Genomic DNA, 25,046 nt, shown 5'->3' on the forward strand with positions numbered 1-25,046 from the left:
TAATCATTTTACTTTGAACTCCCCAATTAATGTTTGGAGTTCCTCTGATATACGGGACAATGAAAAAGCTGAAGCAGCAATTTCCTCCATAGAGGCAAGTTGCTCTTCACTGGACGCTGCTGCACTACGGGAATGGTTGGAGGAATCCCTAGCGATTTGATTCAACTCTTTAACTGAGACCGTGATTCGCCCGCTGTTTCCCGACATTTGTTGCGTTGTGGTTGCTACGCCTTGAATTTGGCCGGCAACTTGGTTTAACGAATTCAAAATGGACTCAAACCTTCGTTCGGTCTCATTAACGATTTTGATCCCGCTGCCCACTTCTACATTTACTCCATTCATGCCTACAACTGAGTTATCTGTTTCATTCTGAATTTCCATGACTAAGTTTGTAACATGCTGCACAGATTCTGTAGATTGATCTGCCAGGACACGGACTTCATTGGCAACAACAGCGAATCCATTTCCATGTTCACCAGCCCTCGCTGCTTCAATCGCCGCATTCAAAGCTAGTAAATTTGTCTGCTTGGTGATATTTCCTATGACTTCTACGATCGTACCGATTTTCTCAGAGTGAACTTTTAATTTTTCAATCGATGAACTAGACTCTGCGGCCGTCGTGCGGATCATATTCATTTGACCTATCAACTGTTGCAAAAGCTTATTTCCTTCTTCTGCCTCCGCCGATGAGGTTTGAGCCACTCCTGAAACGCCCAAGCAATCGGTCGCAATCTCTTGCAGTCCTGTATCCATCCTGGTCATCATCTGTTCGATTACATCCGCGCCTTCTGTCTGTTTTTCTGCCCCAAGATCTACTTCCTGGATTGCTACAACAATATGTTCAGTTGCTTCTGTATTTTGCTCTGCATTCGCCGTTAATTGTTCTGCGGACGCTGCAACTTCATCCGACGTAATTGTAATTTTTGTAATCAATTGGCGAACGTTGTGTATCATTTGCTGGAAACCTTGGACGAGTATCCCTATTTCGTCCTTATTTTTCACTTCCAGAACATCTACTGCGAGATTTCCTTGCGCTACTTGTTTGACTTGACTTGATAATGCCATCAAAGGATTGGAAATGCTGCGTGAGAAAAAATAAATAATGACTGCCCCAACCGCTAGAGATAAAGCAAGTGTAATGGCAAGTGCGGTCATGATCGCCTTTGCCCTTTTATTAAAATCCTGATAGAAACTGTTCGTACTCAAAATCCAACCCCAAGTCGGTTCCAACTCCGCATAACTGACATTCAACGCCATTTGACCAGGACTGTCCGGCAGCTCCCACAATGTGTCCATATAGGTTGACCCATCGGCTTGGACATTCTTAATCATATTTTGAAAGAAGTAATCTCCATCGCTGTCTTGATAGTCCCAAGTGTTCGTACCTTCCAGGTATGGATCCGCAATTTGGTTCCCTTGCTCATCAATAATATAAAAATAACCATTCTCACCGAGGTCTATATTTTTATTAATAGGGCGGGTACCGTCAGCTGACTTCTCTCCTAAAACAGATACTTTTACATATTCTTGTGCATCTTCCAAGCTGATATTCCCTTGCTTCACTTCTTGATCCATCATTTTTATTGTTTCAATTGCTTGCTTTACACTGTTTTTTAACATTAATCTTCCTGACTCGTTCAGGCTGTTCAAAGACAATTGATAGCTTACGATCCCGATCAAAAGTGCAGGTATACATAAGAACAGAAAAGAAACCAACATTATTTTTCTTCTTAGATTCAGATGAAACATTAGAATATTCCCTCCTTTATGAACTAAATTAAATCTAAAAAAGAGCTGTTTGACAATTAATGGTCCATTGTAACAGCTCTTTTTTCTTTACATCCTATTTTACTGTGTAGAGCATCTATGGGTTTGTTTAAAAACCCTCAAACTTCTTTTCCACTCTTATACTCTTCAATAATTTCCTTTGCATTTCTAAAACTATCGATCGCAGCAGGAACTCCACAATAAATTGCTGTCTGCAACAACACTTCCTTAATCTCTTCTTCAGTAACGCCATTATTTAATGCACCTTTTATATGAAGTCTTAATTCATGAGGTCTATTAAGTGCCGTTAACATTGCAATATTAATAATGCTTCTGGTCTTTCTAGGCAAGCCTTCCCGCGTCCAAACCTCTCCCCAACAATACTCCGTTACCAGTTGTTGCAGTTCTTTATTAAAATCTGTAGCAGACTCTATTGACTTATTGACATACTCCTCCCCCAACACTTCTTTTCTTACTTTCAAGCCCTTTTCAAATAGTTCTCTCCCCATTTTCAGCACACCTTTCTAAAAATTAAATTTCACCTTAGAATTCATACTCAAAAAGCTAAAAATATTTCAGATACTTTTCAATAGTAACTAGCTCTTTAGATGAAGCCCATACACTTTCATTGACTAATTAAAATAAAGATTATCTTGCATGTACCATACAAGAACTTGTATTACACAATATAACCTAATTTCCGAATTGTCAATATACTTATCAACTATCTAACCCGGTCATCTTGTCCTTTTTGTACATAACTATACCTAGATTAGTTATGTACTGATACAGGGGGTTAGAGTTTATTTACGCTATAGCCGGAAGGAAGTCATCCAATTTCCTTAAGCGTCACGATTTGCGACTCTACTTTGTTCGCCATATCAAGAGGTAGCACCCAAAATATTTTTGAATTTAGAGGGGATCTGGTTCTCCTTAAAATCACACTAATACTACCCGCATAACTAAATATAAGTACCAAAAAAGGCAACACGACATGAATTCGTATTGCCTGCGCTATTCAAAAATTCACACTACAATATCTATCCTACTTGCAAAAACATCAACACATTAGACATCTCTTTTTTTCATACTTCGCTTACCAGCGACAATACCGTCTCATACAAAACTTCCGTGCCTTTCCCGCAATCTTCCTTAGTACTCCATTCCTCTGGATTATGGCTAATGCCGTTTTGAGAACGGACAAAAACCATGCCGATCGGACAGAAGTCCTTAAATTGCATCCCATCATGTCCCGCACCACTTGGAAGCTCGAAAGATTTCAAGCCCAGTTTTAGGCAAGCTGCTTGTATCGTCTGCCGAATGACTGCAGAGCATGGAACCGGTGTGACCCTTTGCAACGTTTCAAATTCGATCTCTACTCCTCGGTCGCGGCAAACTTGTTGCGCGTGAGCAACCATCTTTTCCTCAGCCTGCTGTCTTATTTCTTCATCGATATCCCGAAGATCAAGCGTAAAAGTCGCTTCGGAAGGAATTACATTAACACCGCCTGGCTTCACGGCAATTCGTCCAATTGTCGCTACAAGATTCGGGTACTTTTTTGCTTCTCCTTCTATAAACTGCATGATTTCTGAAGCAGCCATTAAGGGATCTTTCCGCATATTCATCGGTGTTGCACCCGCGTGTCCAGCTTCTCCAGTAATCGTCCATTTCATCCAAAGCGGGCCCGCGATCCCGGAAACGGTCCCTGCCGCGAGACCATGATTCTCAAGCACTCGCCCCTGCTCGATATGCAGTTCCACATATGCTTTTACGTCAGCTGGATCTTTCGCGGCGTCTGCCACCAGTTTAGGATCAAGACCCGATTCCTCCATCGCTTCTGCAATCGTTATCCCATTTTCATCACGTTGCTCTAGGTCCTTGTCAGTCAACGTACCAGCAATCGCCCGGCTGCCGATCATACCGAAACCAAAACGACTTCCTTCTTCATCCGTAAAAGCGATCACTTCAATCGGATGGTCAGGTTGTATATCTCTTTCGCTCATCGCATGAACTACTTCGATGCCTGCAATCACACCTAGAGCCCCGTCAAACATACCGCCGTTCGGAACTGTGTCGATATGGGAACCCATCAGAACAGCTGGCGCATTTTTTTGCCGACCTTCTTTCTTACCGATCAAGTTTCCTACAGCATCTTCTCTAACTGTCATGCCTGCTTCTGTCATGTATGAAGAGACCAACGCTTTTGCTTCGCGTTCTTCTCTCGTAAAAGAAAAGCGAGTGACGCCTCCACTTTCTTGCTTTCCAATGCCACTTAGTTCCATTAATCGAGCCCAGAGACGTTGTTTATTAATCATTTGGAAAACCCTCTATCACTTTTCTCTTCATCTTTCATTTGGAACTGAAAGTGACAGACACCTTCTTTTAAAACATATTGATCATGTATCACTTCAAAGTTCGGATTAAATCCCCTAGCAATCGAAGGGTCGATCATATGGCAGTATAGGATTCCGTAGTCCTCCATCCCGTCTTTTTTCCATTGCTCTGCAAACGCACATTTTGTAAACGTCTGTTCAATTTCGGTTGGATGAAAAAGGGTTTCATACTCAAACAGTTCACTGCGACCCATGTCATAATTAGATAAATAATTATCCATCGTATTTGGCTTCCCGACAGCAGCAGCACGACGGGCAATATCGCGACCGCGTTCTTCGCCGAAAGCACCGACACTATCCATCATCGCCCGTTCCCCTTCTTCTTTGCCGAATCGTTCCACTACGGACTTTGCGATATGCGCAAATAATTTTGCCATTACCGCAAACATTGTATGGGGTTCTTGCCCCGCTGACTGTTGCGCTTTATTGTAGGACTGGAATGTTTCTTTGATTTTTTCATCGTCAAATAGCTTATCAAATGAAAATAGCGCCTGCCCGGTTAACTGTCCATTTCCTTCGGCTTGTTGTTCATCCACTACATTTTGAACGCCTGCCTGCATCATACGTTTTCCTTCTTCTCCAAACCTGTCCGTGACAATATCCACTGTATGATTCATTAACTTAGCCGTGATTGTATACATTGATACTGGTTCCAAATCTTTTACTTCACGCATGTGTACCCACTCCGTTTCGTTTACTTAATTCATTTACCTTATCAAAAGCCTGCTCCAAATCAGCAACGATGTCTTCAATATCTTCAAGCCCTGCTGATAGTCGGATGAGACCATCTGTAATACCAGCAGCAAGCCGTTCCGTTTCAGGCAACGATGAATGCGTCATCGTCGCCGGGTGCTGAACGAGCGTTTCCGGATCACCGAGACTAAAGGATATCATCGACAATTTCAAAGCATCTATAAAAGCCGTCGCCGTCGCACTTCCGCCTTTCATTTCAAACGACACGATGCCGCCCATCCCCTTCATTTGCCGATCAGCGATTTCATATTGCGGATGGGATTTCAATCCTGGATAATATACCTTTTCCACTAGTGGATGATTTTCCAGGAATGTCGCGATCTTGTGGGCATTACTACAATGACGTTCCATTCTTAACCCAAGTGTTTTCAGCCCCCTTAAAATCAAAAATGCATCCCACGCACTTAATACTTGTCCAAGATCGCCCATAATTTGTTGGCGTATAAAATGAATAAATTTTGCATCTGCAACAATTACGCCGGCCATAACATCTCCGTGACCATTCAAGTATTTTGTTGCACTATGAATTACGATGTCCGCGCCTAATTCCAACGGTTTTTGCAAACATGGCGACATGAACGTATTGTCTACGATGAGCGGAAGATCATATTGTTTAGTCACTTGCGCAATTGCTTTAATATCCAAAATCGTAAGCAATGGATTGGATGGCGTTTCAATATAGACTGCTTTTGTATTTGGCTGAATTGCCTTCACGATACAATCGATATCCGTACAATCCACTAAACTGAACGATATCCCACATCGCGGTGCCAATGTCGTTAAAAAGTGATATGTACCTCCATAAACATCTTTTGTGACAATCAGATGATCCCCGTTTTGTAATACACCAAACAGCGTGGATGATATGGCCGCCATTCCCGAACCTAGACCAAGGGCTGCTTCCCCATTTTCGAGTGCCGCCATTTTTTCTTCAAATGCACGCAATGTACAATTGCCATACCTGCCATAATAAATACCATCTTCTTTTCCAGATACCGTATCAGACGCCATCTTATGATTTTCGAATGAGTAAGCAACAGCTGGTACAATCGGCTGAGCGACAGCACCTATTTTTCTTTCTGTTGTATGTTGATCGTGGATGAGCTCCGTGCTAATTCCCCATTGTCTAGTCATTATAATATCCCCAATCATTTTATTATTCTCTCTATTATAATTTTCATTTTTTACATAAGTCAAATGAATGTTTATAATGTTATATATTAATTATATTCATGTGTGAGAAAGGTGAGAGTTATGTCATTAATAAAATTCGAGATTTTCAGGACTGTCGTGGAATTGGGAAGTTTATCAAAAGCAGCAAAAACACTTAAACTTACACAGTCTGCCGTAAGTCATGCTATCGCAAGTCTAGAAGCCGACTTTGGATTTACATTGTTAATTAGAAATCGATCGGGCACAAGCCTAACAGAAAACGGCAGTGAAATGCTCGTATATATGCAAGGTATGTTAAAGCTAAATGAGCAAATGCTTCAGAAGGCATCAGAATTTAATGGCATTGAGACAGGTATTGTTCGAATCGGCACTTTTCCAAGCGTATCGATTCAATGGATTCCCCTCATTCTTAAAAAGTTCTCGGAAGATTTTCCACTGATTAAGATTAAGCTATATGAAGGAAATTATGATGACATTACAGAGTGGATTTCAGAAGGAAAAATTGACTTCGGTTTTTTATCCCTCCCCACTGCAAGCTCGTTTGATACAATCCCTATCATAACAGACCCGTTGCTTTGCATTGTCCCAGATACACATCCACTCTTTCACAATGAACTGATTCATTATGAGCAACTTCGAAACGAAGGTTTCATAATGCCTAAATCCACTATTGACAATGATGTCAGTAGAATCTTTAAAAAGTATAAAATTACTCCACCTATTCAATATGAAATCGAAGAAGATCAAGCTATCATCTCTATGGTGCAAAATGGTCTTGGCATCAGTATTTTGCCGTCAATGATATTATATCGCTTACCTGAAAACATTCGCGCAATTCCATTGGAGGGAAATTATTCACGTTCTATTGGCATTGCCGCCACTTCTTTTAAACATGTATCTCCAGGTGCTAAAAAGTTAATTCAGTGTATTCAAAATTGGATATATTGATAATACACAAAGGAGTTTCGATGAAAATCGATCTCCTTTTTATTCGCTCATTTTTTGTTCCGATTTAAAAATCTTGTTTTTATTTTTTTTAAAAGTATTTGACAATTCTTAAACATGAGTTTAATATAATTAAAAACAGTTTAAAAAAAGTAAAGGTGGTTGCAATAATGGTTGAAACAATTTACGGAAATACTCCTTGTATGTTAGGAGCAAAAAATATCTCGGCCACAAAAGACTTTTCGGATATAGATGTATTGGTGTATGGAGTTCCTTGGGAAGGCGCTGTGACGTGGGGCGACTATACGGGTTGTGAACTAGGACCAAAAGTTATGCGTTTATGTTCTGCAAGATATTCTGGTTATCTACCAGAAATCAATGATATGGACGTTTTCGAACACGTCACACTCGGTGATGTAGGAGATGTTGATGTTGTCCCTGCAGATGTCGATGAGACAATGAAACGAATTACCTCCTTCACTTCTGATCTGTGGAAGTCTGGTAAATTCGTCGTTGGCTTAGGTGGAGATCATGGCATCACGTTTCCGATTGTCCGCTCCATAACAGAGACAGGAAAAAAGGTCGGTATCATTCATTTAGATGCACATTATGACAACTTGCCTTCACACAATGGCGATCAGTATGCACGCTGCAGTCCATTCGCCCGACTTTACGAACAGGAAGGCGTACGCAATGAGAGCATCATCCACACAGGAATTCACGGTCCGCGTAACGAACCTCAAAGCGGACGCAATGCAAAAGCTGCGGGTGCGGTGACATTGACTGTCAATGATATCCGAGGGCATAAAGATTTAAAGGAACTTGCAAAAGAAATTCATGCAATGGCTTCCAAGGATGTCGACTGTGTATACCTGACCATCTGTAGTGATGTATTGGATTTTGCATTTAATCCAGGCGGACCAGTAGATGGAAATGGATTGACTTCATATGAACTACTGACATTAGTGCACGAGATTTGTAAATTAGGCGTGATTGGAATGGATTTCGTGGAAATTTATCCGCAGCAAGATCCTAATCAACTATCTGCTCACTTTGCTTCCACTCTCATTTTGTATGCACTTGCAGGAAACATTCTGCACAATCAGCAGAATATCAAGCAGTAATTAAAGGAATTTCATATTCTCCTCAGGTAAATATATCTATATTTAGTAATAGTGCTCGATTTTTCACCTTATCTATAGGAAACTAGAAAGGATATTTATACTGAGGAGTGTTCATTTACCATGAGAGAAAACAATCATTTTTTTGACGCATATATACGAATGGCAGATGCAATCTATGGAGTCTTCAATGTCAATTGTGAAATTGTCATACACGACATAACAGATGTGGAGTCTTCTTTAATTTATTTAAAAGGCGATGTCACTGGAAGGAGCCTTGGTGCTCCTACTACTGAATTTATTTTAAAGGAACTGAAGAAGAAACCTGAAGACATTAAGGACTTCAATGGCATCATAACGAATACAACAAGAGGTAAGATCATCAAGACGTCTATCGTATTTATACGAAACCTGAGCGGTGAAGTCATCGGATTCTTAGGCATCAACTTGGACATTACGGAGATGAACCGATTACATCAAGTATTAGGAGAAATGATCCTTCCAGAGACGAACAATTCGGACCAACAATTTGATGAGTCCTATGCTACCCATATCGATGAAGTATTTGACCAAATTACTAAAAGCACGATTGTGGAGCTTGGAATTGACATTGATAATCTAAAACGAAAAGACCGAATTAAGTTCGTCCGCCACTTGGAAAGCAAGGGTATGTTCCTCATACAAGGATCGACTGATCGGATTGCTGAATTAATAGGGGTATCAAAACAAACGATTTACAACTCACTTGAGGAAAAATAAGTATATTTTCCTTCACTTATAGTGTGTTAAGAATTAGGGGGAAAAAGAAATGACAGCTGATATGGTATCTGCAAATCTAGTTAAGAAAAAGGGCTTGTTGGCTAAAATCAAAGCGATGGGGCCTGGAGCCATTATTACAGCTTCATTCATCGGACCCGGTACAGTCACAACCGCAACAAGGGCGGGAGCAGGATTTGGATATGCGATTTTATGGGCAGTTGTATTTTCCATCATCGCAACCATTGTTCTGCAAGAGATGTCTGCACGTCTCGGTGTGATTACCCAAAAGGGACTCGGGGAAGCAATACACGATCAATTCAAACAGCCGCTGCTGAAATTCGCATCGATTTGGCTGGTCATCATTTCAATCGGCGTAGGGTGCGCCGCATACATTTCTGGGGATTTGATGGGTACTTCGCTAGGAATCTCTACCCTGACATCTATTCCAGCTAATGTTGTAAGCCCTTTCATAGGCGTGGCTATTTTGTTCTTAGGACTATCAGGCAGTTATAAGTTGATAGAAAAATTGATGATTACCTTAGTCGTCATTATGAGTCTGACATTTATCACAACAATGATTGTTGTGAAGCCTGATCTTGGCGCAGTATTTTCAGGGGCATTTGTTCCTTCTATGCCTGCCGGTTCCATCATCATGATCATCGCACTGGTTGGAACGACAGTTGTTCCATACAATTTCTTCATCCACTCTTCGATGGTACAGGAACGCTGGACACAGGCGAGCGATTTAAAAGAGGCTAGATGGGATACGATTATTTCAATCTGTGTAGGCGGTTTGATTACTGCAGCTGTATTGATTACAGCCGGTACAACGATGTACGGAATGGAAGTCAACAGTGTAGCCGACCTTTCCTACCAATTGGAGCCATTATTCGGCTCTTGGGCTAAAGTCTTCATTGCCATCGGGATTTTTGCCGCAGGGTTTTCATCCGCAATTGCGAGTCCTCTCGGTGCGGCAGTCGCGATCAGCAGCGTTATGAAATGGGAAAACGGAATGAAAAACAAAAAGTTCAAAATGGTATTCGCGAGCGTTATCATTATCGGTATCATTACTTCCGCAATCGGTTTCAGTCCGATGGATGTCTTGCTCATGGCGCAAGCCTTGAATGGTATCTTGCTTCCTGTAGTAGCAATCTTTTTGTTCGTCATTATGAATAATAAGAAACTATTGGGAGACAAGCGAAATTCCGTCTTGCTTAATATTATAGGTGCCGTAGTTATCTTGATCGCTACTTTCTTGGGTGGGTATAGCCTACTGGATGCAATTCAAACATATCTATAAGTTGTTTAGAGAAATCAGAGTTTTTAAAAAGTAAGTCCGTGTATAGGACTACTCGAGAAGTAATTTCTTTTCATTGCAAGATAGGATAAGTACCGGAAATCTGCAATACCAAAAAACTATTGCTTTTCTATCCTAATCCAATTTAAATTCAGACTTTCTTCTACATCATTTACCACTGACACTTTCAGGGTCTAAATATTATCTGCTTTTAAATTTTTAAATAGCATAATCGGACCGGCTAAAAAAGAGAGTGTCTACATCACCCCCTTGCAGAAATTACTTGCATGCAAACAACTATGCATATTGCATAATTGATGCGAACGGAGTATGAAAATAAAAAGAGGTTGTCGCAAAAAGTCATTTAAAACGACTTTTCCGACAACCTTTTATAATTTATTTTTATAGGGAGAGTAATTATGAGTTCTTCAGTTGAAGATTCTGCATATCGTCAAACCAAAGATTGAGTAAAGGTAATACAACGTTCTTATAACTTTTGCTGTGTTAACGTATCATCACGTAATAGGAACTGCGCTAATTCTTCGATCTGTTCAGAGATATCGCGATCCGCTAGCAACGGTGGGCAAATTTTACGAACCTTCTCCAAATAAGCACTCGTTGCAGGAGCCAGTTCATTCTCCGCTTGCTCTAAATGAATCGCTTGGGATGCACAAATTAATTCAATCGCAATGACACGTGCACTATTATGAATGATTTCACGTGCTTGTCTCGAACCAATCGTTCCCATACTGACATGATCTTCTTGGTTAGCGGATGTCGGAATGGAATCCACGCTTGCCGGATGTGCAAGTACTTTGTTCTCTGAAACTAATGCTGCCGCTGCATATTGGGCGACCATCAAGCCACATTCCAATCCTGGATCCGTGGCAAGGAATGGGGACAATCCACTCAATTGTGGATTAACCAGACGCTCAATCCGACGCTCTGAAATATTAGCGAGTTCTGCAGCTCCAACCTTCATGAAATCCATTGCCAAAGCAATCGGCTGTCCATGGAAATGGCCACCAGAAATGATTTCTCCATTTTCAAGGATTATAGGGTTATCTGTCGCGGAATTCATTTCCACGCTTAATCGATCCTCTACATACTGCAATGCTTGCCAAGATGCACCATGTACTTGCGGGATACAGCGTATGGAATACGCATCTTGCATGCGAATCTGTCCTTGGCTAGTCACACGTTGACTTCCCTCCAACCAGTTACGAATACGGGAGGCAACCACTTCCAATTCTTTATGCGGACGTACTGCCAATAGCTCGCTGTCAAATGCTGTTATAATTCCCTGAAGTGCCTCCATTGTCAAACTAGCTGACATGTCCGCAGCATAGCCAATGCGTTCAGCTTCATTAAATCCAATTACGCCTACTGCAGTCATAGCTTGAGTCCCATTGATCAAAGCTAGTCCCTCTTTAGCCTGTAAAGTAACAGGTTCTAATCCGGCAAGCCGCAACGCTTCTCCGCCGGTCAGAATTTCACCCTCATACTCTGCACGACCTTCTCCAATTAAAACGATAGCTACGTGCGCTAGTGGGGCCAAGTCACCACTTGCACCTACTGAACCCTTACACGGCACGACTGGATGAACGCCTTTATTGATCATCTGAACTAATAATTGAAGTGTATCTTCCTTGATTCCGGAGAATCCTTTCGCTAAAGCATTTGCTCTTAAAATCATCATGGCACGTACGATTGGCTTAGATAAGGGTTCACCCACTCCAACAGCATCCGCACGCAACAGATTCAGCTGTAATTTCGCAATATCATCTTCTTCAATTTGAATATCACTCAGTTTCCCGAAACCTGTATTGACACCATAGATAACCTTTCCATCTCTTAATTGTTTCTCAATACGTTCGCGGCTTTCCCGCACACGCTTTAAAGCATAATCCGAAATATCGACTTCTACTTCGTTAAAAACAATGCGTTCGATCAGCTGACGATCTAATGACTCCCCATCTAAATGGACTACCATTTCTTTACTCAACTAAACCACCTCTTATCCTCTTATATTATAAAATTGCTGCCGCCAATATCCCGAAAATAAATAAAGGGATATTATAATGAAGGAATGTAGGTACACAAGTGTCCCAAATGTGATGATGTTTACCATCTGCATTCAATCCTGAAGTCGGTCCAAGCGTACTATCTGAAGCCGGTGAACCAGCGTCTCCTAATGCTCCCGCTGTACCAATCAATGCAATTGTAGCAAGGGGGCTGAATCCCATTACCATACATATCGGGACGAATACAGCGGCCAGAATGGGAACTGTTCCGAAAGATGTTCCTATTCCCATTGTTACTAATAGTCCTATTAATAATAGTAATGCAGCACCAGCCACTTTTCCATAGCTGAAATACCCTTCAACAGCTGTCACCAAATTAGTTACTGAGCCTGTATCTTTTAAAACCGTTGCATAACCAGAGGCGAGAAGCATAACGAAGGCAATAGCACCCATAAGTTTTACGCCTTCCTGAACGACTACTTCTCCTTCACCCAATGTGACAACCCTTGCAGCAAACATTACAATAATTCCAACAAGCGCACCGAGTACTAATGATTGCACTTGAATTTGAACTACCAGAGCCCCAACAATTGCAACGAGCGTCAGTACGTCACGTACCTCGAACTTCTGTTTGACACGTTCCGTACCAGCCGCTAATTGAACAGAAGATGCAAATATCTCTGCATGGCTAGCACGTTCTTCCTCCGTTTCATAATCTCGCGGTTTACGATACGTGAAAAAAATTGCGATAAACAATCCTACGAACATACCAAGTGCCGGGATTGCCATTGCTAGAGGTACTTGTGATAATGTGACAGGCATGCCGTTAATGCTAACTTCCTGCACAATAATGCCATGGAATATCAGTCCATAGCCTGCCGGAATCAAAATGTAAGGCATCTTCAAACCGAATGTCAGAGCACAAGCGACAGCTCGTCTGTCTAAGCGTAAATAGTTGAAGAAAATTAGCAACGGCGGAATTAGGATAGGTATGAACGCAATGTGCACTGGAATTAGGTTTCCCGATAGACAGGTCAAACCGGCAACCATCAGCAATAACATATATTTATTCATCTTTTTAACAGACAATAATTTATCGATCAGCATTTTGGTAATGTTTGAATGCGCAATCATTGCTGCAAAAATCCCTAGGAGAATATAACTTAACGCAGTCTCAGACTGACCACCCATTCCACCAAGGAAGGTAGAAAGAGTATCCGATAATGACAAATTGGAAAGGAGTCCTGCCGTGATAGCCGCCATTAAAATGGCGAAAATCACATGTACTCTTGCCAGACTTAAAACGGTTAATACTACTACAGAAATAAATACGGGATTCGTTAACACGTTCATTCCCCCTGATTATCTAATTTGGATTAAATGAGGATATTTCCAATTTATCTATCTAATTTATTTCTGGCTTTCATACCATTGCTGAATTAATGCTGCTGTCAGACGCCCTGTGTTTGTTAAATTTTCTTCACTAATACACTCTCGGAACGAGTGAATGTTTTGGAAGCCATTTCCTAATGTTAAGCAAATTAGGCCATTTTCATTGAGCACATTAGTATCTGCGCCGCCAAGTGTTTCAGTCAAGTACGGCTTTACTTTAATATTCTCCGATGCATTCAAAACAGTTTGAGTTAATATATGATCTTCAGGAATCGAGAAGCCGCTGTACTTTTTCTCAATTGTTACTTCCACTGAACCACCTCTGGCCTCCACGGCCTTTCGCATCGCATCTTCCATATGCTTTAACTGTTTATCCAGTTTTTCTTTAGAAAAGCTGCGCACTTCACCTGCAACTGTTACCTCTCCTGGAATAATAGACGTAAGTTCTCCGCCTTCGATAATACCAATGTTTGCCAATGTTTCTTCATCAATTTCACCTAGGTTGATGTCCAATAAACCTGCTGCCGCTAAAATAAATGCGTTATTACCTTCCTCTGAATTCAGCGCAATATGCGCGGCATTGCCTTTTATTTTCATCCAGATCCTGCTGCTATAAGGTCCTTTCAAAATGGTTTGCCCTACATCGCCACTGCTGTCAAATATATAGCCAAATTTACTTTTGGGTCTGCTGTAATCTAAATAACGCGCACCCACGAGACCAGGTTGTTCATTGACCGTTAAGACAAGCTCGATCGGTCCATGCGGAATACCGCTTTCAATTACTGCACGAACCCCTTCAATATAAGCAGCTAATGCAGCGCGGTCATCTGCTCCGAGAATCGTCGTGCCGTCCGAATAGATTACACCATCTTTGATGACCGGCTTTAAATCTTTAGTGGGGAGTACTGTATCCATGTGAGTGGAGAAAAACAATGGAGGTACAGATGAATCCGTTCCTTCTTTGTAAGCAATCAAGTTCCCTACCTCTCCATCGAAGTTTTTATGCGCTTCGTCAAATTGAAGAGTGAATCCAAGTTCAGGTAGAGCTTCTTTTAGATAGTCAGCCACTTTCTGTTCTTTTCCACTCGGACCATCAATTTTCGCCAGCTCTAAAAATAAATCCAACAACCGTTTTTCATTAACACAGTCTGCTGCATTGTTCTTCACTTGTTTATTTGTCATCCTAACATTCTCCTTTTCTTACTGTATTTCTGCATGATCGACTACAACTTCCCCATCTTTCAAAACAGTTTCCACTATATTCGTACCGAGTTCGTATGCAATATGGACATAAGAAGGAATAGACCAAATTTGAAGATCTGCTACCTTCCCTTCTGCAATTACACCACGATCATCTAAGTCCAGGGCACAAGCCCCACCGTATGTGGCTGCTTTAATAGCCTCTTCGACGGTGAATTTGTAAAGTTTACATGCTAGATTGATAACGAATTGCATGGATTCTGTATAGCAGGCGGGACATAAATCCGTCGCTAGAGCGATATTCATCCCCAAGTCCAGCATCTTTCTAGCATCGAAAGGTTTCTTATGTCCCACGGCAAAATCTAGAGCAGGCATTAATACACCCGTAACCTTTGATTCCGCCAATTTCTCCATTACTTCTACTGGGGTATAATTCAGATGATCAACGGATACCATATTCATTTTTACCGCCAAGTCAGACCCGCCAATATAGGAGTATGCGTCCGCATGAAGCTTCGGCTTCATGCCATATTTCAATCCAGCCTCCAATATCTGTTCAGACTCTTCTGCCGTGAAATATCCATCATCGCACCAGGCATCACAAAATTCTGCGAGCTTGCGTTCACCGACCTCCGGAATCATTTCTTCGATAATAATACGGAGATATTCTTCTTTTGTTACACTCTCAGGAAAGCCATGCGCACCTAAAAATGTATTGTAAACATCCACTGGGGTTTCTCTATCAAGTCGGCGTCCCACTTCTAAGATTTTAATTTCACTTTCTGTCGTCAATCCATAGCCGCTCTTGCTCTCGATTGTCGTCATGCCGTAATTAAGCATGTTCATCATCCGTTTTTTGGATTGTTGAAACAACTCCTCTTCCGATGCATGCCGTGTTAATTCAATCGTACGATTCGGTCCTGTTGTAATACCTAGTTCTTCTAATTTCTTTTTATCGTCTCCAGCTAACTTTGCGGCGTACTCTTCCACTCGTGTACCGTTGAATACGAGATGCGTATGGGAATCTACAAATCCAGGTGCCACAACTTTTCCAGACGCGTCAAGTTGAGATGCATTATCCAGATCAATTGAATCGCTTCCCTCCCTTTCCGTGCCAACGCCTGCAATGCGACCGTCCTTCACCGCAATCCAAGCATCTTTAATGACGCCGAGCTCAGCCATCCCCTCACCTTTACAAGTCAATGCCTCAGCAGCATGGCGAATGACCAGGTCGACCTTGGTTTTTCCTTGCAGTTGATTCATCATAAAAACCTCCATTTAGACAATACAATAACTCTAAAATTGTAAACGTTTTCACAAAAACAGAAATGCTAACGGCGTCACAATAATTAGTGATAAGACCGTTCGAATAAACCAAAGAACCACAATCTCACGCATTTTAATTGGAATATCCGTAGATAATATGCACGGAATTAGTGCCGAGAAAAATAAAATTGTTGAAATAGAAATTGAAGCGACGATAAATCTAGTGTGCAAACTAGCTTCTACAACCATCAATGAGGGTAAAAACATATCCACCAAATTGATCATGGCAGCTTTAGCAGCTAAAAACGGTTCAGGAATCTGTAAAATCCAAGTTAAAGGTAAAAACAAATAAGCTAAATAATCAAACACCGGAGTTTGATTGGCCAGAATTAAACCAAGAAGTCCTATTGCCATGACAGATGGCAGGATACTCATCGCCATTAACACGCCATCCTTCAAAGTAGATAAGACATTGCTAAGAAGGCTTGGTGCATTTTGTGCTGTTACCATCGACTGATGCCACGCATGTTGGATTCTCTTTTCACTGATCACTTTCTCAGGCTGACCTTCACCCGTATAATAATCGTCTTGAATTTTGTTAATTGGCCACATCCTTACTGTAATACCCGTTACTAAAAATGTGACAAGGAATGTAAGCCAAAAATACAAGTTCCAAATTTCCATTAAGTCCAGTGTCTTTGCTACGACTACCATAAATGTAGCAGATACAGTAGAAAATCCGGTCGCAATGATTGTTGCTTCACGTCTAGAATATTTCCCTTCTTTATAAATACGATTAGTGATTAAAAGACCAATAGAATAGCTGCCAACAAACGAAGCAACGGCATCAATCGCGGAACGTCCCGGCGTCTTCCATATCGGTCTCATAACTGGTTGCATCAGAATACCAATAAACTCCAATAATCCATACCCCACAAGAAGCGCCAAAAAGATCGAACCAATTGGTACCAAAACCCCGATTGGCGTGAGAACTATCGAAAAGTAATATGGTCCCATGTCCTCTGCCAACAACCACTTTGGTCCAAATTCAAATAGAACCATAGCTGCTGAGATGGCGCCTAGTACCTTTAAGCATGATAATGCTATTTCAATTTTTGTTTTCCTCCAGCTACCTGAGTAAAATGGAAAGGCAGCTCCTAAAAACATAATCAACAAGATGTAATACGATACAGCGGTCGGTGTAGTATTCCTGATCCAAGTAACTAAATGATCTAAAGGAATGGAATTTTTCCCGTTAACTTCAATAGGAATAAAGAACATGAAAACGCCGATTAAACTGAAGAAGAAAAAGCTGAAGATATTTCGTACAGAATAAATATTCCCTTCTCTTTCAGCAGACGCACTGTCCACTCTGTCGAAATCTTGTTTTACATCGTTCATCGACTTCACCTGCCCTTGTTGTTTTGGCGACAAACAAGAAGGGAGGAAGTCAAACAGGTGCTTGACGTCCCCCACCCACTTCTCTAATAATCCTGTTACTTATGCTTTAGCGTTAGTTTTTTCCAGATCTTTTGGTCCGAATGTAGCCTTGCGCTCCCACCATAATGGAATCTGGATACTCTCATCCGTCAGATCCCCTTGACCGTTCGCTACATCACGGGCTATCTCATATCCAGCCTGTGCGTGACGCACGACTCCAATTCCGGAATCTACAGTCATTGCAACTTCTAAACGCATATCGGATTCAGCTGTTCCATCCGCTACCATTGTTACACCTGTATGAACTGCTTCACCCATTGAGTAGTTCGCTTGGATTGCGATCAAATCACACATACCAACGGCATTTAATAAACCATTCAACATTGGCCAGTCTGAGATCAAGTCACTGCCATCTTTCATATTTTCAGATTCGAATGTCGGGTTAACGATTGAGCCTGAATCCAAATTGTCACGAGAGAACGCAACTGGTCCGGCCAACTCACCGCGGCGAATCATATCATTAACTTCTAGTGCAAACTTTTTACGTTGTCCAAAGCCCATGTAACAAATTCGTGCAGGTAATGCCTCAATCGGAATGTGCTCTTTCGCCAGCTTGATCCAGCGCGTCACCAAGTAGTCATCTGCAAATTTCTCAAGAATCATGTCATCAATTTTACGAAGATCTTCCGCTTCTCCCGACATACACACCCAACGGAATGGTCCACGACCTTCACAGAACAACGGGCGAATATATTCTGCTACAAAACCCGGTAAGCGTTTCGCTTCCTTTTCATCCATTCCTGCGTCGATACATTCTTTACGATGGCTTGTTCCATATTCAAATGCGTGAACCCCTTCGTCCATGAACTGAATCAATGCTTTCAATTCACGAATCATCGTTTCGCGCCCCTTTTCCAAATACAGGGTACGATCTGTGTCGCGCAGTTGTTCAGCTTCTTCCACTGTTAACCCTGCAGGCAAGTATGAAATTGGGTCATGTCCCGGAGTCATGGATGTAGCAATATCTGGACGGAAGTCACTCTTCAGTACTTCTTCAAATACATCTGCAGCATTACCGACTACTGCGATTCCCAACGGTTTACCTGCAGCAGCATATTCTTTCGCTTTCTTGACTGCAGCATCCAATGATGGCGCTAATTCATCGATAAAGCCTTTTTCAATACGACGATTGATAATATCTACGTTGGAATCCACAAGGATACAAACGCCTCCGTGCATCGTCATTGCGCGAGTCTGGTTGCCTCCCATACCGCCTGCCCCCGCCGTCAGCAAGATTTTGCCGACAAGAGAATCATTGTAATGCAGGCGGGCAATAGCTGATAATGTTTCAAAAGTACCTTGAATAACTCCTTGTGTTCCAATATATTCCCAAGGTGCTGCTGTATAATTTGCATAAATTGTTAAGTTTTTATCTTGTAAATCATAGAATGTAGGCCAGTCAGCTTTCATAATATTTGTTGTTGCCATGACGACCGTTGGGGCATATTTATGAGTCTTGAACACCGCTACCGGCATACCTGATTGAACAACTAATGTTTCATCGTCTTCTAGATCTTTTAAAGATTGTACGATGGCATGGTAGGACTCCCAGTTACGTGCAGCTTTTCCGATCCCTCCATAGATGACTAACTCCTCCGGCTTTTCCGCATTTTCCATATTATTTTCTAACATTCGAAGGATTGTTTCTTGTCTCCATCCTTTACAGCGTAGTTCGGGCCCTCTTTGTGCTTTTACCGAATATAAGATTTCTGGTTTAGTTGTCATAATGAATTCCTCCTAGATTGATAGTTTCTGTTTCTCACTTTTATATATTGCAAGTACCGTGCCAACTTCTAAAATATCAAAAATAACTTTTTATTATTTAATCAAAAGCTGATTGTATCAAGGCTAAAGTCTAGTAAAACAGGATAAAACCTTTACTATGACCATCAATCACTTTCAATTCTCACCTGCAGATATATTTTCTCTTTGCACCTGCTTTTCCCCCTAGTATTTTCTTGAGAATCCACTATTAGAGGCACTTTCCAAATATGCAGATATATTTTGCATGCAGATGCAGACTTTTCAGATATTTCTGTGATACAATAAAAATTGTTCTACACAAAGGAGGGGTTGTTTTATATGTTTGCTAAAACAATAGGTTCATTGGTACGAAGTTTTGTTGATGGGGTTATTGTTCTTGATCATACGAACAATATTCTATGGTTCGATTTACAAGAGAATCTAACCTTTCCAATAGATCTCACTACCGATATTAAAAAGTTATTCAGACGGGATGATTTACGATTTATTGATAAGGAAGAATTCTATACAGAACTTCAAGGGCAGCCAATCCAAGTCTCTGTTAAGCAAATTGTGGAGCCTGAACAGTTGACCGTGTTATGTATTAAAGAATTTGCTTTCCAATTGGATAATAATGAAGCACGTCTGTATTGTTTGGAAAAAGTAATTGAAACAATCGATGAAGGAGTGATGATGAGTAATGGAGATGGTGAAATTACTCTTTATAACAAAGCGCAAGAAAAAATGGAAGATTTACAAGCACAGGAGATAATAGGAAAGCCTTTATGGGATGCCTATAACTATAATCCTCAATTCTCTGAGCACCGCCACGTATTCGATACAGGTAAACCTATATTTTCTCGTTATCGCGCACACTCGAAAGTAGGGGGTGTCCCAAAATACGTTAGCTATAGTACATATCCCATAAAAAAAGATGGGGATACCATTGGTGTTTTTTCTATCAGTACAAATGAATCGAAATTAAAGGATCAACTGTATCAAACGATTGAACTGAAGCGAAGTGTTAGCCAGCAACTGGAAGAAAAGACTTTCGCGAACAATGGAACGGTTTTCACTTTTGAAGATATTAAAGGAAAAAGTACTGTATTGAAGGAATTATTGAGAGAAGCGCAAGCTGTGTCCGTTCATAATACAGACACGCTTATCGTAGGTGAAACGGGGACCGGAAAAGAGCTGTTTGCACAAAGCATGCATAATCATAGCCCTCGCAGGGACAAACCCTTTGTCGCTGTTAACTGTGCTGCTATCCCAGAAAACTTATTGGAAAGTACATTATTCGGCACTGTCAAAGGAGCATTCACAGGCGCAACAGATCAAGTAGGATTATTTGAATACGCGGAGGATGGAACATTATTCATGGATGAAATCAACTCCATGCCAATGACATTGCAATCAAAACTTATGCGCGTGTTACAAGAACGGTTGGTACGAAGGGTAGGATCTAATGACGTAAAGCCCGTTCGTTGCACTGTTATTAGTGCGTCTAATGAAGATCCGGAAAAGATGATAGAAGAAGACCGAATGCGACTTGACTTATTTTATCGTATTGCGAATACCAGTCTCTTCATACCGCCTTTGCGTGATCGGCCAGAAGATATCTTATTTTTCATTCATTATTTCTTTGACACTTTCCAATCCAAAATGGGTATAAATGCTCCGCCAATCTCACCCATTTTACGAGAAGCATTACTTCGCTATCCATGGCCGGGCAATATTAGAGAGTTAGAGCATTTAATTCAAAATATCGTTATTCGAGTTACAGATGACTCAAAAGCTATCGAGGTCCATCATCTGCCGTCCTATATACGTGGTAAGATTTTAGTTGAACAAAAGGCGCTTGAAGGAGAAAACGAATCAAAAGCAAGCCGTCCAATTAAAAGTGCACTGAATCAGTCAAAAAAACAATTTATACAGTCTGCCCTCGAACAAACTGAATGGAATGTTTCGGCGGCTGCCCGTAAACTGGGTATTACTCGTCAAAGCCTGCAATATCATATTAAGAAACACCAATTAGAGAAACCATAAATAATCGTACTCAGACTCATTACCTCTCACTAAGGATTATAACAAAAAGAAATTACAGCCAAAACGTTAGCTTCAACGCTTTTTTATTAGGATAATTTCTAAATATGCCTGTTCGTGAAACAACCATGAACGTTTAAACAAACGCATTAGTTTCTTGCACAGGCACATATCATACTATTTCGACAGAAGCAGTTAAGATGAATTCTTTAGATTGGTATAAAAATTGCACTTATTTTTTTGGAAACAATGTATAGGACCACGAGTAAATAAAATCAACAATGAACGCAATACCCCAGATAACCCCAATTCCATACAGCATATCATTTGGATAAGGTGAATGTTGTGCATCCCCTACCTCCACCCAAGAGAGATCCATTAAGTACCCTTTCATTTCATCAAAACTATTCGTGCCCATAGACCAGAATATAGACTGCCCAATAATGAAGATGCCTAAATGAATGAGCGATGTAATCCGATATTTCTTCGCTAAATATTTAGGATTTTTATTTCGTTTCATGATCCTGTAGTCTTTTTCTGTCAACAGTTCAACGCCACGAAGCTTTCCGACAGTTTTCCTCATCCATCGATCCAAACGGATAAAATCCGCTATTCCAAACGTGAAGGCGTATGCAAGGAATACCATGATGACGATCAAAAATGTCGAAATTTCACCTGTATGAAAATATACATACAATCCAAGCAAAGCCTCGATAAGCAATAACGCAATGAAGGAAATAATAAAGATTATACTGAATTTGTGTTTGCTGAAAAAATAGCGAAATAGACCAAATAACAACAACGAGATTACAGATACTATCTCAATTGCAATAAACACTTGCCAATGATATGTAAGGATGAAGTCCATATGAATTTCCCCTGCCTTTCTTTAAAAATTAAATACATAGTGGTGGCTTTCCATATAACGTTACTTCTGACTATAATAGCATATTAGAGATTTTAAAAAATATGTCTGTACAAAATAAAAGCAAATGCTTTATCTTGCAAAGTTCCCTATCATCACCTCCTCTTAAATTCAACTTGAGGCGCATACCTCAAGCTCTCATCATATACAAAACTACAACTTGTTAAATAAAGAGCGCTCCTATCATCATCGATTTCATTTCCAATGATGATAGGAGCGCTTAAATCTTGATGCAACGACTATGTCTTTGACCTCTGAAAAGGAAAGTGACTCCTCTTGAATTTAAACAGGCAATTTTCAAGCCTTTATGCATTTCAATCCACTATACCCTCCAATTTATATATCAGGCTCGTTCTATTCGTAACATTGTACTTTGTATACATATTTCTCAGATGCTTTTTCACTGTGTTTATCGTAATCCATAGTTGTTTAGCAATCTGTTCATTTGTATATCCTTTTAAAACTAGATGATAAATTTCCAATTCCCTATTTGATAATTCTTTTTGGGGATGAGCAGCAGATCTCTCTTCTTCATCTCCCTGGTCATACAAATAAATCGTATATGCGCACAACAATGCACTCTCTTTTTCTTGGACCATCACTTTTATTTTCCTATTGTTAATATGGAAGTAATACGGACTTTCGCTTTCATTTAAACCGTCAGGAATCCTTGGATGAATTGAATTATAAAAGAATTCTTCAACTGTCGAAGTTGGGTCTATATCCTTAATAATATATTGTGCAACTTTATTATAAAATGAAATGCCCTGATCATGGCTAGCCTGAATGATACCGAGTTTATAATCTTTTTCCTTATTTATATAGAGACTTTTTGCTTCTATTTCCTTCGTCATCATTATATTCTTCACTAAATACTGTAGATGTATGGACAAGGTTTGCAGTATTTCCTTATCTTTTTGCGTGAACGGCATTTCCCCTTTGAATCTAATAAAACCGATACCACCATAGATAAATGTGCCATTGACAAAATAGACTACCATCTGATCAATGATTCTATGCGTCTTGATAAATTGATAATACATAGACTTCGCGAGGTCAGTTGGAATAGTTATCTCTTCCATCCGATACACCGTTTCTTTGTTACTTGTCAGCTTTGATACCAGTTTTTTGGGGTGCATTACATCATTCGCATTGTGGACTTCTTTATAATCTAAAATTAATTGGTCATCAAAGTTGAAAAACTCTAAATTATACATATTTCCTGCCGTATCGGCACGCCATAGCAGCGAATGATTAAACTGAAACATACTAGAAAGCAGAGCTTGAATTTTATGAGAGTCACAAAGAGAACTATTAATAAATTGTAAAATATTTTGATACTCCTTTGTTGAGAAATTCATAGCAATTCCTCCATATCTCTATGTTTTTCGTAGCCGATACTTCAATAAATATTTTGTTTCAACAGATTCAATGGCGAAGTTATCCTTTAGTGTAATTTACACTTGTCCGAAAATTTGAAATACTAGTTCCAGTACTAATATTATTCAAAATACAAGGGGGAAGTCAAATGAAAAAAACAGGATTTATTTATGATGAGAGTTATTTTTGGCATGATAACGGTTCTGGAGCTTTGCACTTAGCATCAGGAGGATGGGTTCAGAGTCACACATACGGGGAAGATCCAGAAACGAAGAGACGGTTTAAAAATCTAATGGATATTAGCGGATTGACTCCTCAACTGAAATCCATTGCCCCGCGTTCGGCCACCAGAGATGACATTGAGCTATTTCATCTGCCTAGTTATGTAGATAAAGTGAAACAGTTAAGTGCTGCAAACGGTGGGGATGCAGGACAAATCGCTATTGTGGGTAGAGGTTCATATGAAATCGCCCTATTATCGGCAGGCGGCGCAATGACTGCAGTGGATGCTGTTATGGACGGTGACGTTCAAAATGTGTATGCTTTGACAAGACCTCCAGGTCACCATGCAGAAGCACAAGAAGGTATGGGATTCTGCTTGTTCAATAATGTAGCCATCGCTGCGAAACATGCTAAGAAAAAATATAATTTGGAGCGAATATTGGTACTTGATTGGGATGTACACCATGGGAATGGCACAGAGCAAGCGTTTTATGATGATGAAAGTACGTTATTTATATCCATCCACCAAGATCGCTTGTTTCCCGCTGAAAGAGGTTATATAGAACATTGCGGGCAAGGTAAAGGCGAAGGATATAATGTGAATATTCCATTACCAGCCGGTACGGGAAATGCAGGATATATGCATGCATTTGAGAAAATTGTAGGACCTATTGTAGACCAATTTAAACCAGAATTAATTATAGTATCTGCAGGACAAGACCCTAGCTTCTTTGACCCACTAGCTAGAATGATGGTAACCGCTAACGGATTTTATAGATTTGCAGAGTTCATGAAAAAGTTAGCAGAGAAACATTGTGATGGTCGCTTAGTGCTATGTCATGAAGGTGGCTACAGTGCAGCATACGTTCCATTTTGCTCATTAGCCATCGTGGAAGCGATGAGCGAAATAAAAACTGAAGTTGATGATCCATTCATGGAAGGCTTTGGTGTTCCGGTGGAAACATTGTTTCCACACGAAGAACAGGCAGTTCAAGCAGTGATCGATCAACAATCGAAGTTTTGGAACTTTAGTGCTGAGAAGGTAGGTAACAGTTTATAAGTGATAATACCGAAAAACAAAACATTTTTGTATAACATTATGTAGCGACAAAAGCCTTCTGATCATACTGATTAGGAGGCTAT

At 40.5% G+C, this 25,046-nt stretch carries 19 protein-coding genes; 6 read left to right on the forward strand and 13 right to left on the reverse strand.

The genetic code is table 11. The features are described from left to right. Positions 1-3: 3 nt before the first annotated feature. The 5 genes from B5D59_RS07700 to B5D59_RS07720 form a co-directional block, all read right to left on the reverse strand. A complete protein-coding gene (locus tag B5D59_RS07700; RefSeq protein WP_078817524.1) occupies positions 4-1,749 on the reverse strand; it encodes a methyl-accepting chemotaxis protein in 1,746 nt (581 codons plus the stop codon). 137 nt (positions 1,750-1,886) lie between these two features. Next, on the reverse strand, positions 1,887-2,276 hold the full coding sequence (pcaC, locus tag B5D59_RS07705) for a 4-carboxymuconolactone decarboxylase (protein ID WP_009766391.1): 390 nt from the start codon (positions 2,274-2,276) through the stop codon (positions 1,887-1,889). A 576-nt stretch (positions 2,277-2,852) separates the two neighbouring features. After that, complete coding sequence (locus B5D59_RS07710; RefSeq protein WP_078817525.1) at positions 2,853-4,082, reverse strand: Zn-dependent hydrolase; 1,230 nt, start codon at positions 4,080-4,082, stop codon at positions 2,853-2,855. Beyond that, positions 4,079-4,834 (reverse strand): L-2-amino-thiazoline-4-carboxylic acid hydrolase, encoded by a 756-nt coding sequence (locus B5D59_RS18450; RefSeq protein ID WP_245799479.1) that lies wholly within the window; start codon positions 4,832-4,834, stop codon positions 4,079-4,081. Before B5D59_RS18450 ends, B5D59_RS07710 begins: the two co-directional genes overlap by 4 nt. Continuing rightward, a complete protein-coding gene (locus B5D59_RS07720) occupies positions 4,827-6,050 on the reverse strand; it encodes a trans-sulfuration enzyme family protein (RefSeq protein WP_050804670.1) in 1,224 nt (407 codons plus the stop codon). Before B5D59_RS07720 ends, B5D59_RS18450 begins: the two co-directional genes overlap by 8 nt. A 117-nt stretch (positions 6,051-6,167) precedes the next feature. On the opposite strand from B5D59_RS07720, the gene B5D59_RS07725 reads away from it, so the two are divergent. The 4 genes from B5D59_RS07725 (at position 6,168) to B5D59_RS07740 (ending at position 10,211) form a co-directional block, all read left to right on the forward strand. After that, positions 6,168-7,034 carry a LysR family transcriptional regulator gene (locus B5D59_RS07725; RefSeq protein WP_078817526.1) on the forward strand — a complete coding sequence of 289 codons (867 nt, stop codon included), beginning with the start codon at positions 6,168-6,170 and terminating at the stop codon, positions 7,032-7,034. A 167-nt stretch (positions 7,035-7,201) separates the two neighbouring features. Beyond that, complete coding sequence (locus B5D59_RS07730) at positions 7,202-8,155, forward strand: agmatinase family protein (protein ID WP_040758616.1); 954 nt, start codon at positions 7,202-7,204, stop codon at positions 8,153-8,155. A 120-nt stretch (positions 8,156-8,275) separates the two neighbouring features. After that, the gene (locus B5D59_RS07735; RefSeq protein WP_009766409.1) at positions 8,276-8,911 is read left to right on the forward strand and encodes a helix-turn-helix transcriptional regulator; all 636 of its coding nucleotides are present in this window, start codon (positions 8,276-8,278) and stop codon (positions 8,909-8,911) included. Positions 8,912-8,960: 49 nt separating this feature from the next. Continuing rightward, positions 8,961-10,211 carry an Nramp family divalent metal transporter gene (locus tag B5D59_RS07740; protein ID WP_009766410.1) on the forward strand — a complete coding sequence of 417 codons (1,251 nt, stop codon included), beginning with the start codon at positions 8,961-8,963 and terminating at the stop codon, positions 10,209-10,211. A gap of 484 nt (positions 10,212-10,695) precedes the next feature. On the opposite strand, the gene hutH is transcribed toward B5D59_RS07740, so the two are convergent. The 6 genes from hutH to hutU are packed head-to-tail and all read right to left on the reverse strand — an operon-like array spanning position 10,696 to position 19,315. Beyond that, entirely contained in the window at positions 10,696-12,201 is a 1,506-nt protein-coding gene (gene hutH, locus B5D59_RS07745; RefSeq protein WP_078817691.1) for a histidine ammonia-lyase, read from the reverse strand. A gap of 37 nt (positions 12,202-12,238) precedes the next feature. Then, positions 12,239-13,585 carry a Na+/H+ antiporter family protein gene (locus B5D59_RS07750; RefSeq protein WP_078817527.1) on the reverse strand — a complete coding sequence of 449 codons (1,347 nt, stop codon included), beginning with the start codon at positions 13,583-13,585 and terminating at the stop codon, positions 12,239-12,241. A 57-nt stretch (positions 13,586-13,642) separates the two neighbouring features. Then, positions 13,643-14,806 carry a M20/M25/M40 family metallo-hydrolase gene (locus tag B5D59_RS07755; protein WP_078817528.1) on the reverse strand — a complete coding sequence of 388 codons (1,164 nt, stop codon included), beginning with the start codon at positions 14,804-14,806 and terminating at the stop codon, positions 13,643-13,645. Positions 14,807-14,824: 18 nt separating this feature from the next. Then, a complete protein-coding gene (hutI, locus tag B5D59_RS07760; protein WP_245799480.1) occupies positions 14,825-16,090 on the reverse strand; it encodes an imidazolonepropionase in 1,266 nt (421 codons plus the stop codon). A gap of 48 nt (positions 16,091-16,138) precedes the next feature. Beyond that, a complete protein-coding gene (locus B5D59_RS07765) occupies positions 16,139-17,566 on the reverse strand; it encodes a YjiH family protein (RefSeq protein WP_176132526.1) in 1,428 nt (475 codons plus the stop codon). Positions 17,567-17,590: 24 nt separating this feature from the next. Next, positions 17,591-19,315: a urocanate hydratase gene (hutU, locus tag B5D59_RS07770; RefSeq protein ID WP_078817529.1), complete on the reverse strand. Its 1,725-nt coding sequence runs from the start codon at positions 19,313-19,315 to the stop codon at positions 17,591-17,593. Positions 19,316-19,672: 357 nt separating this feature from the next. Here hutU and B5D59_RS07775 point away from each other — a divergent pair, with 357 nt between their 5' ends. After that, on the forward strand, positions 19,673-21,379 hold the full coding sequence (locus tag B5D59_RS07775; RefSeq protein WP_078817530.1) for a sigma-54 interaction domain-containing protein: 1,707 nt from the start codon (positions 19,673-19,675) through the stop codon (positions 21,377-21,379). Between the two features lie 229 nt (positions 21,380-21,608). Here B5D59_RS07775 and B5D59_RS07780 read toward each other — a convergent pair whose 3' ends face one another. Beyond that, entirely contained in the window at positions 21,609-22,244 is a 636-nt protein-coding gene (locus B5D59_RS07780) for a hypothetical protein (RefSeq protein ID WP_078817531.1), read from the reverse strand. Between the two features lie 371 nt (positions 22,245-22,615). Further along, the gene (locus B5D59_RS07785; RefSeq protein WP_078817532.1) at positions 22,616-23,662 is read right to left on the reverse strand and encodes a helix-turn-helix domain-containing protein; all 1,047 of its coding nucleotides are present in this window, start codon (positions 23,660-23,662) and stop codon (positions 22,616-22,618) included. Positions 23,663-23,829: 167 nt separating this feature from the next. Between B5D59_RS07785 and B5D59_RS07790 the strand changes: the two genes are divergently transcribed. Then, a complete protein-coding gene (locus tag B5D59_RS07790) occupies positions 23,830-24,963 on the forward strand; it encodes a class II histone deacetylase (protein ID WP_078817533.1) in 1,134 nt (377 codons plus the stop codon). Positions 24,964-25,046: the final 83 nt, after the last annotated feature.

Origin of the sequence: Sporosarcina newyorkensis, assembly GCF_900167515.1 — a bacterium.
GTDB lineage: Bacteria > Bacillota > Bacilli > Bacillales_A > Planococcaceae > Sporosarcina > Sporosarcina newyorkensis.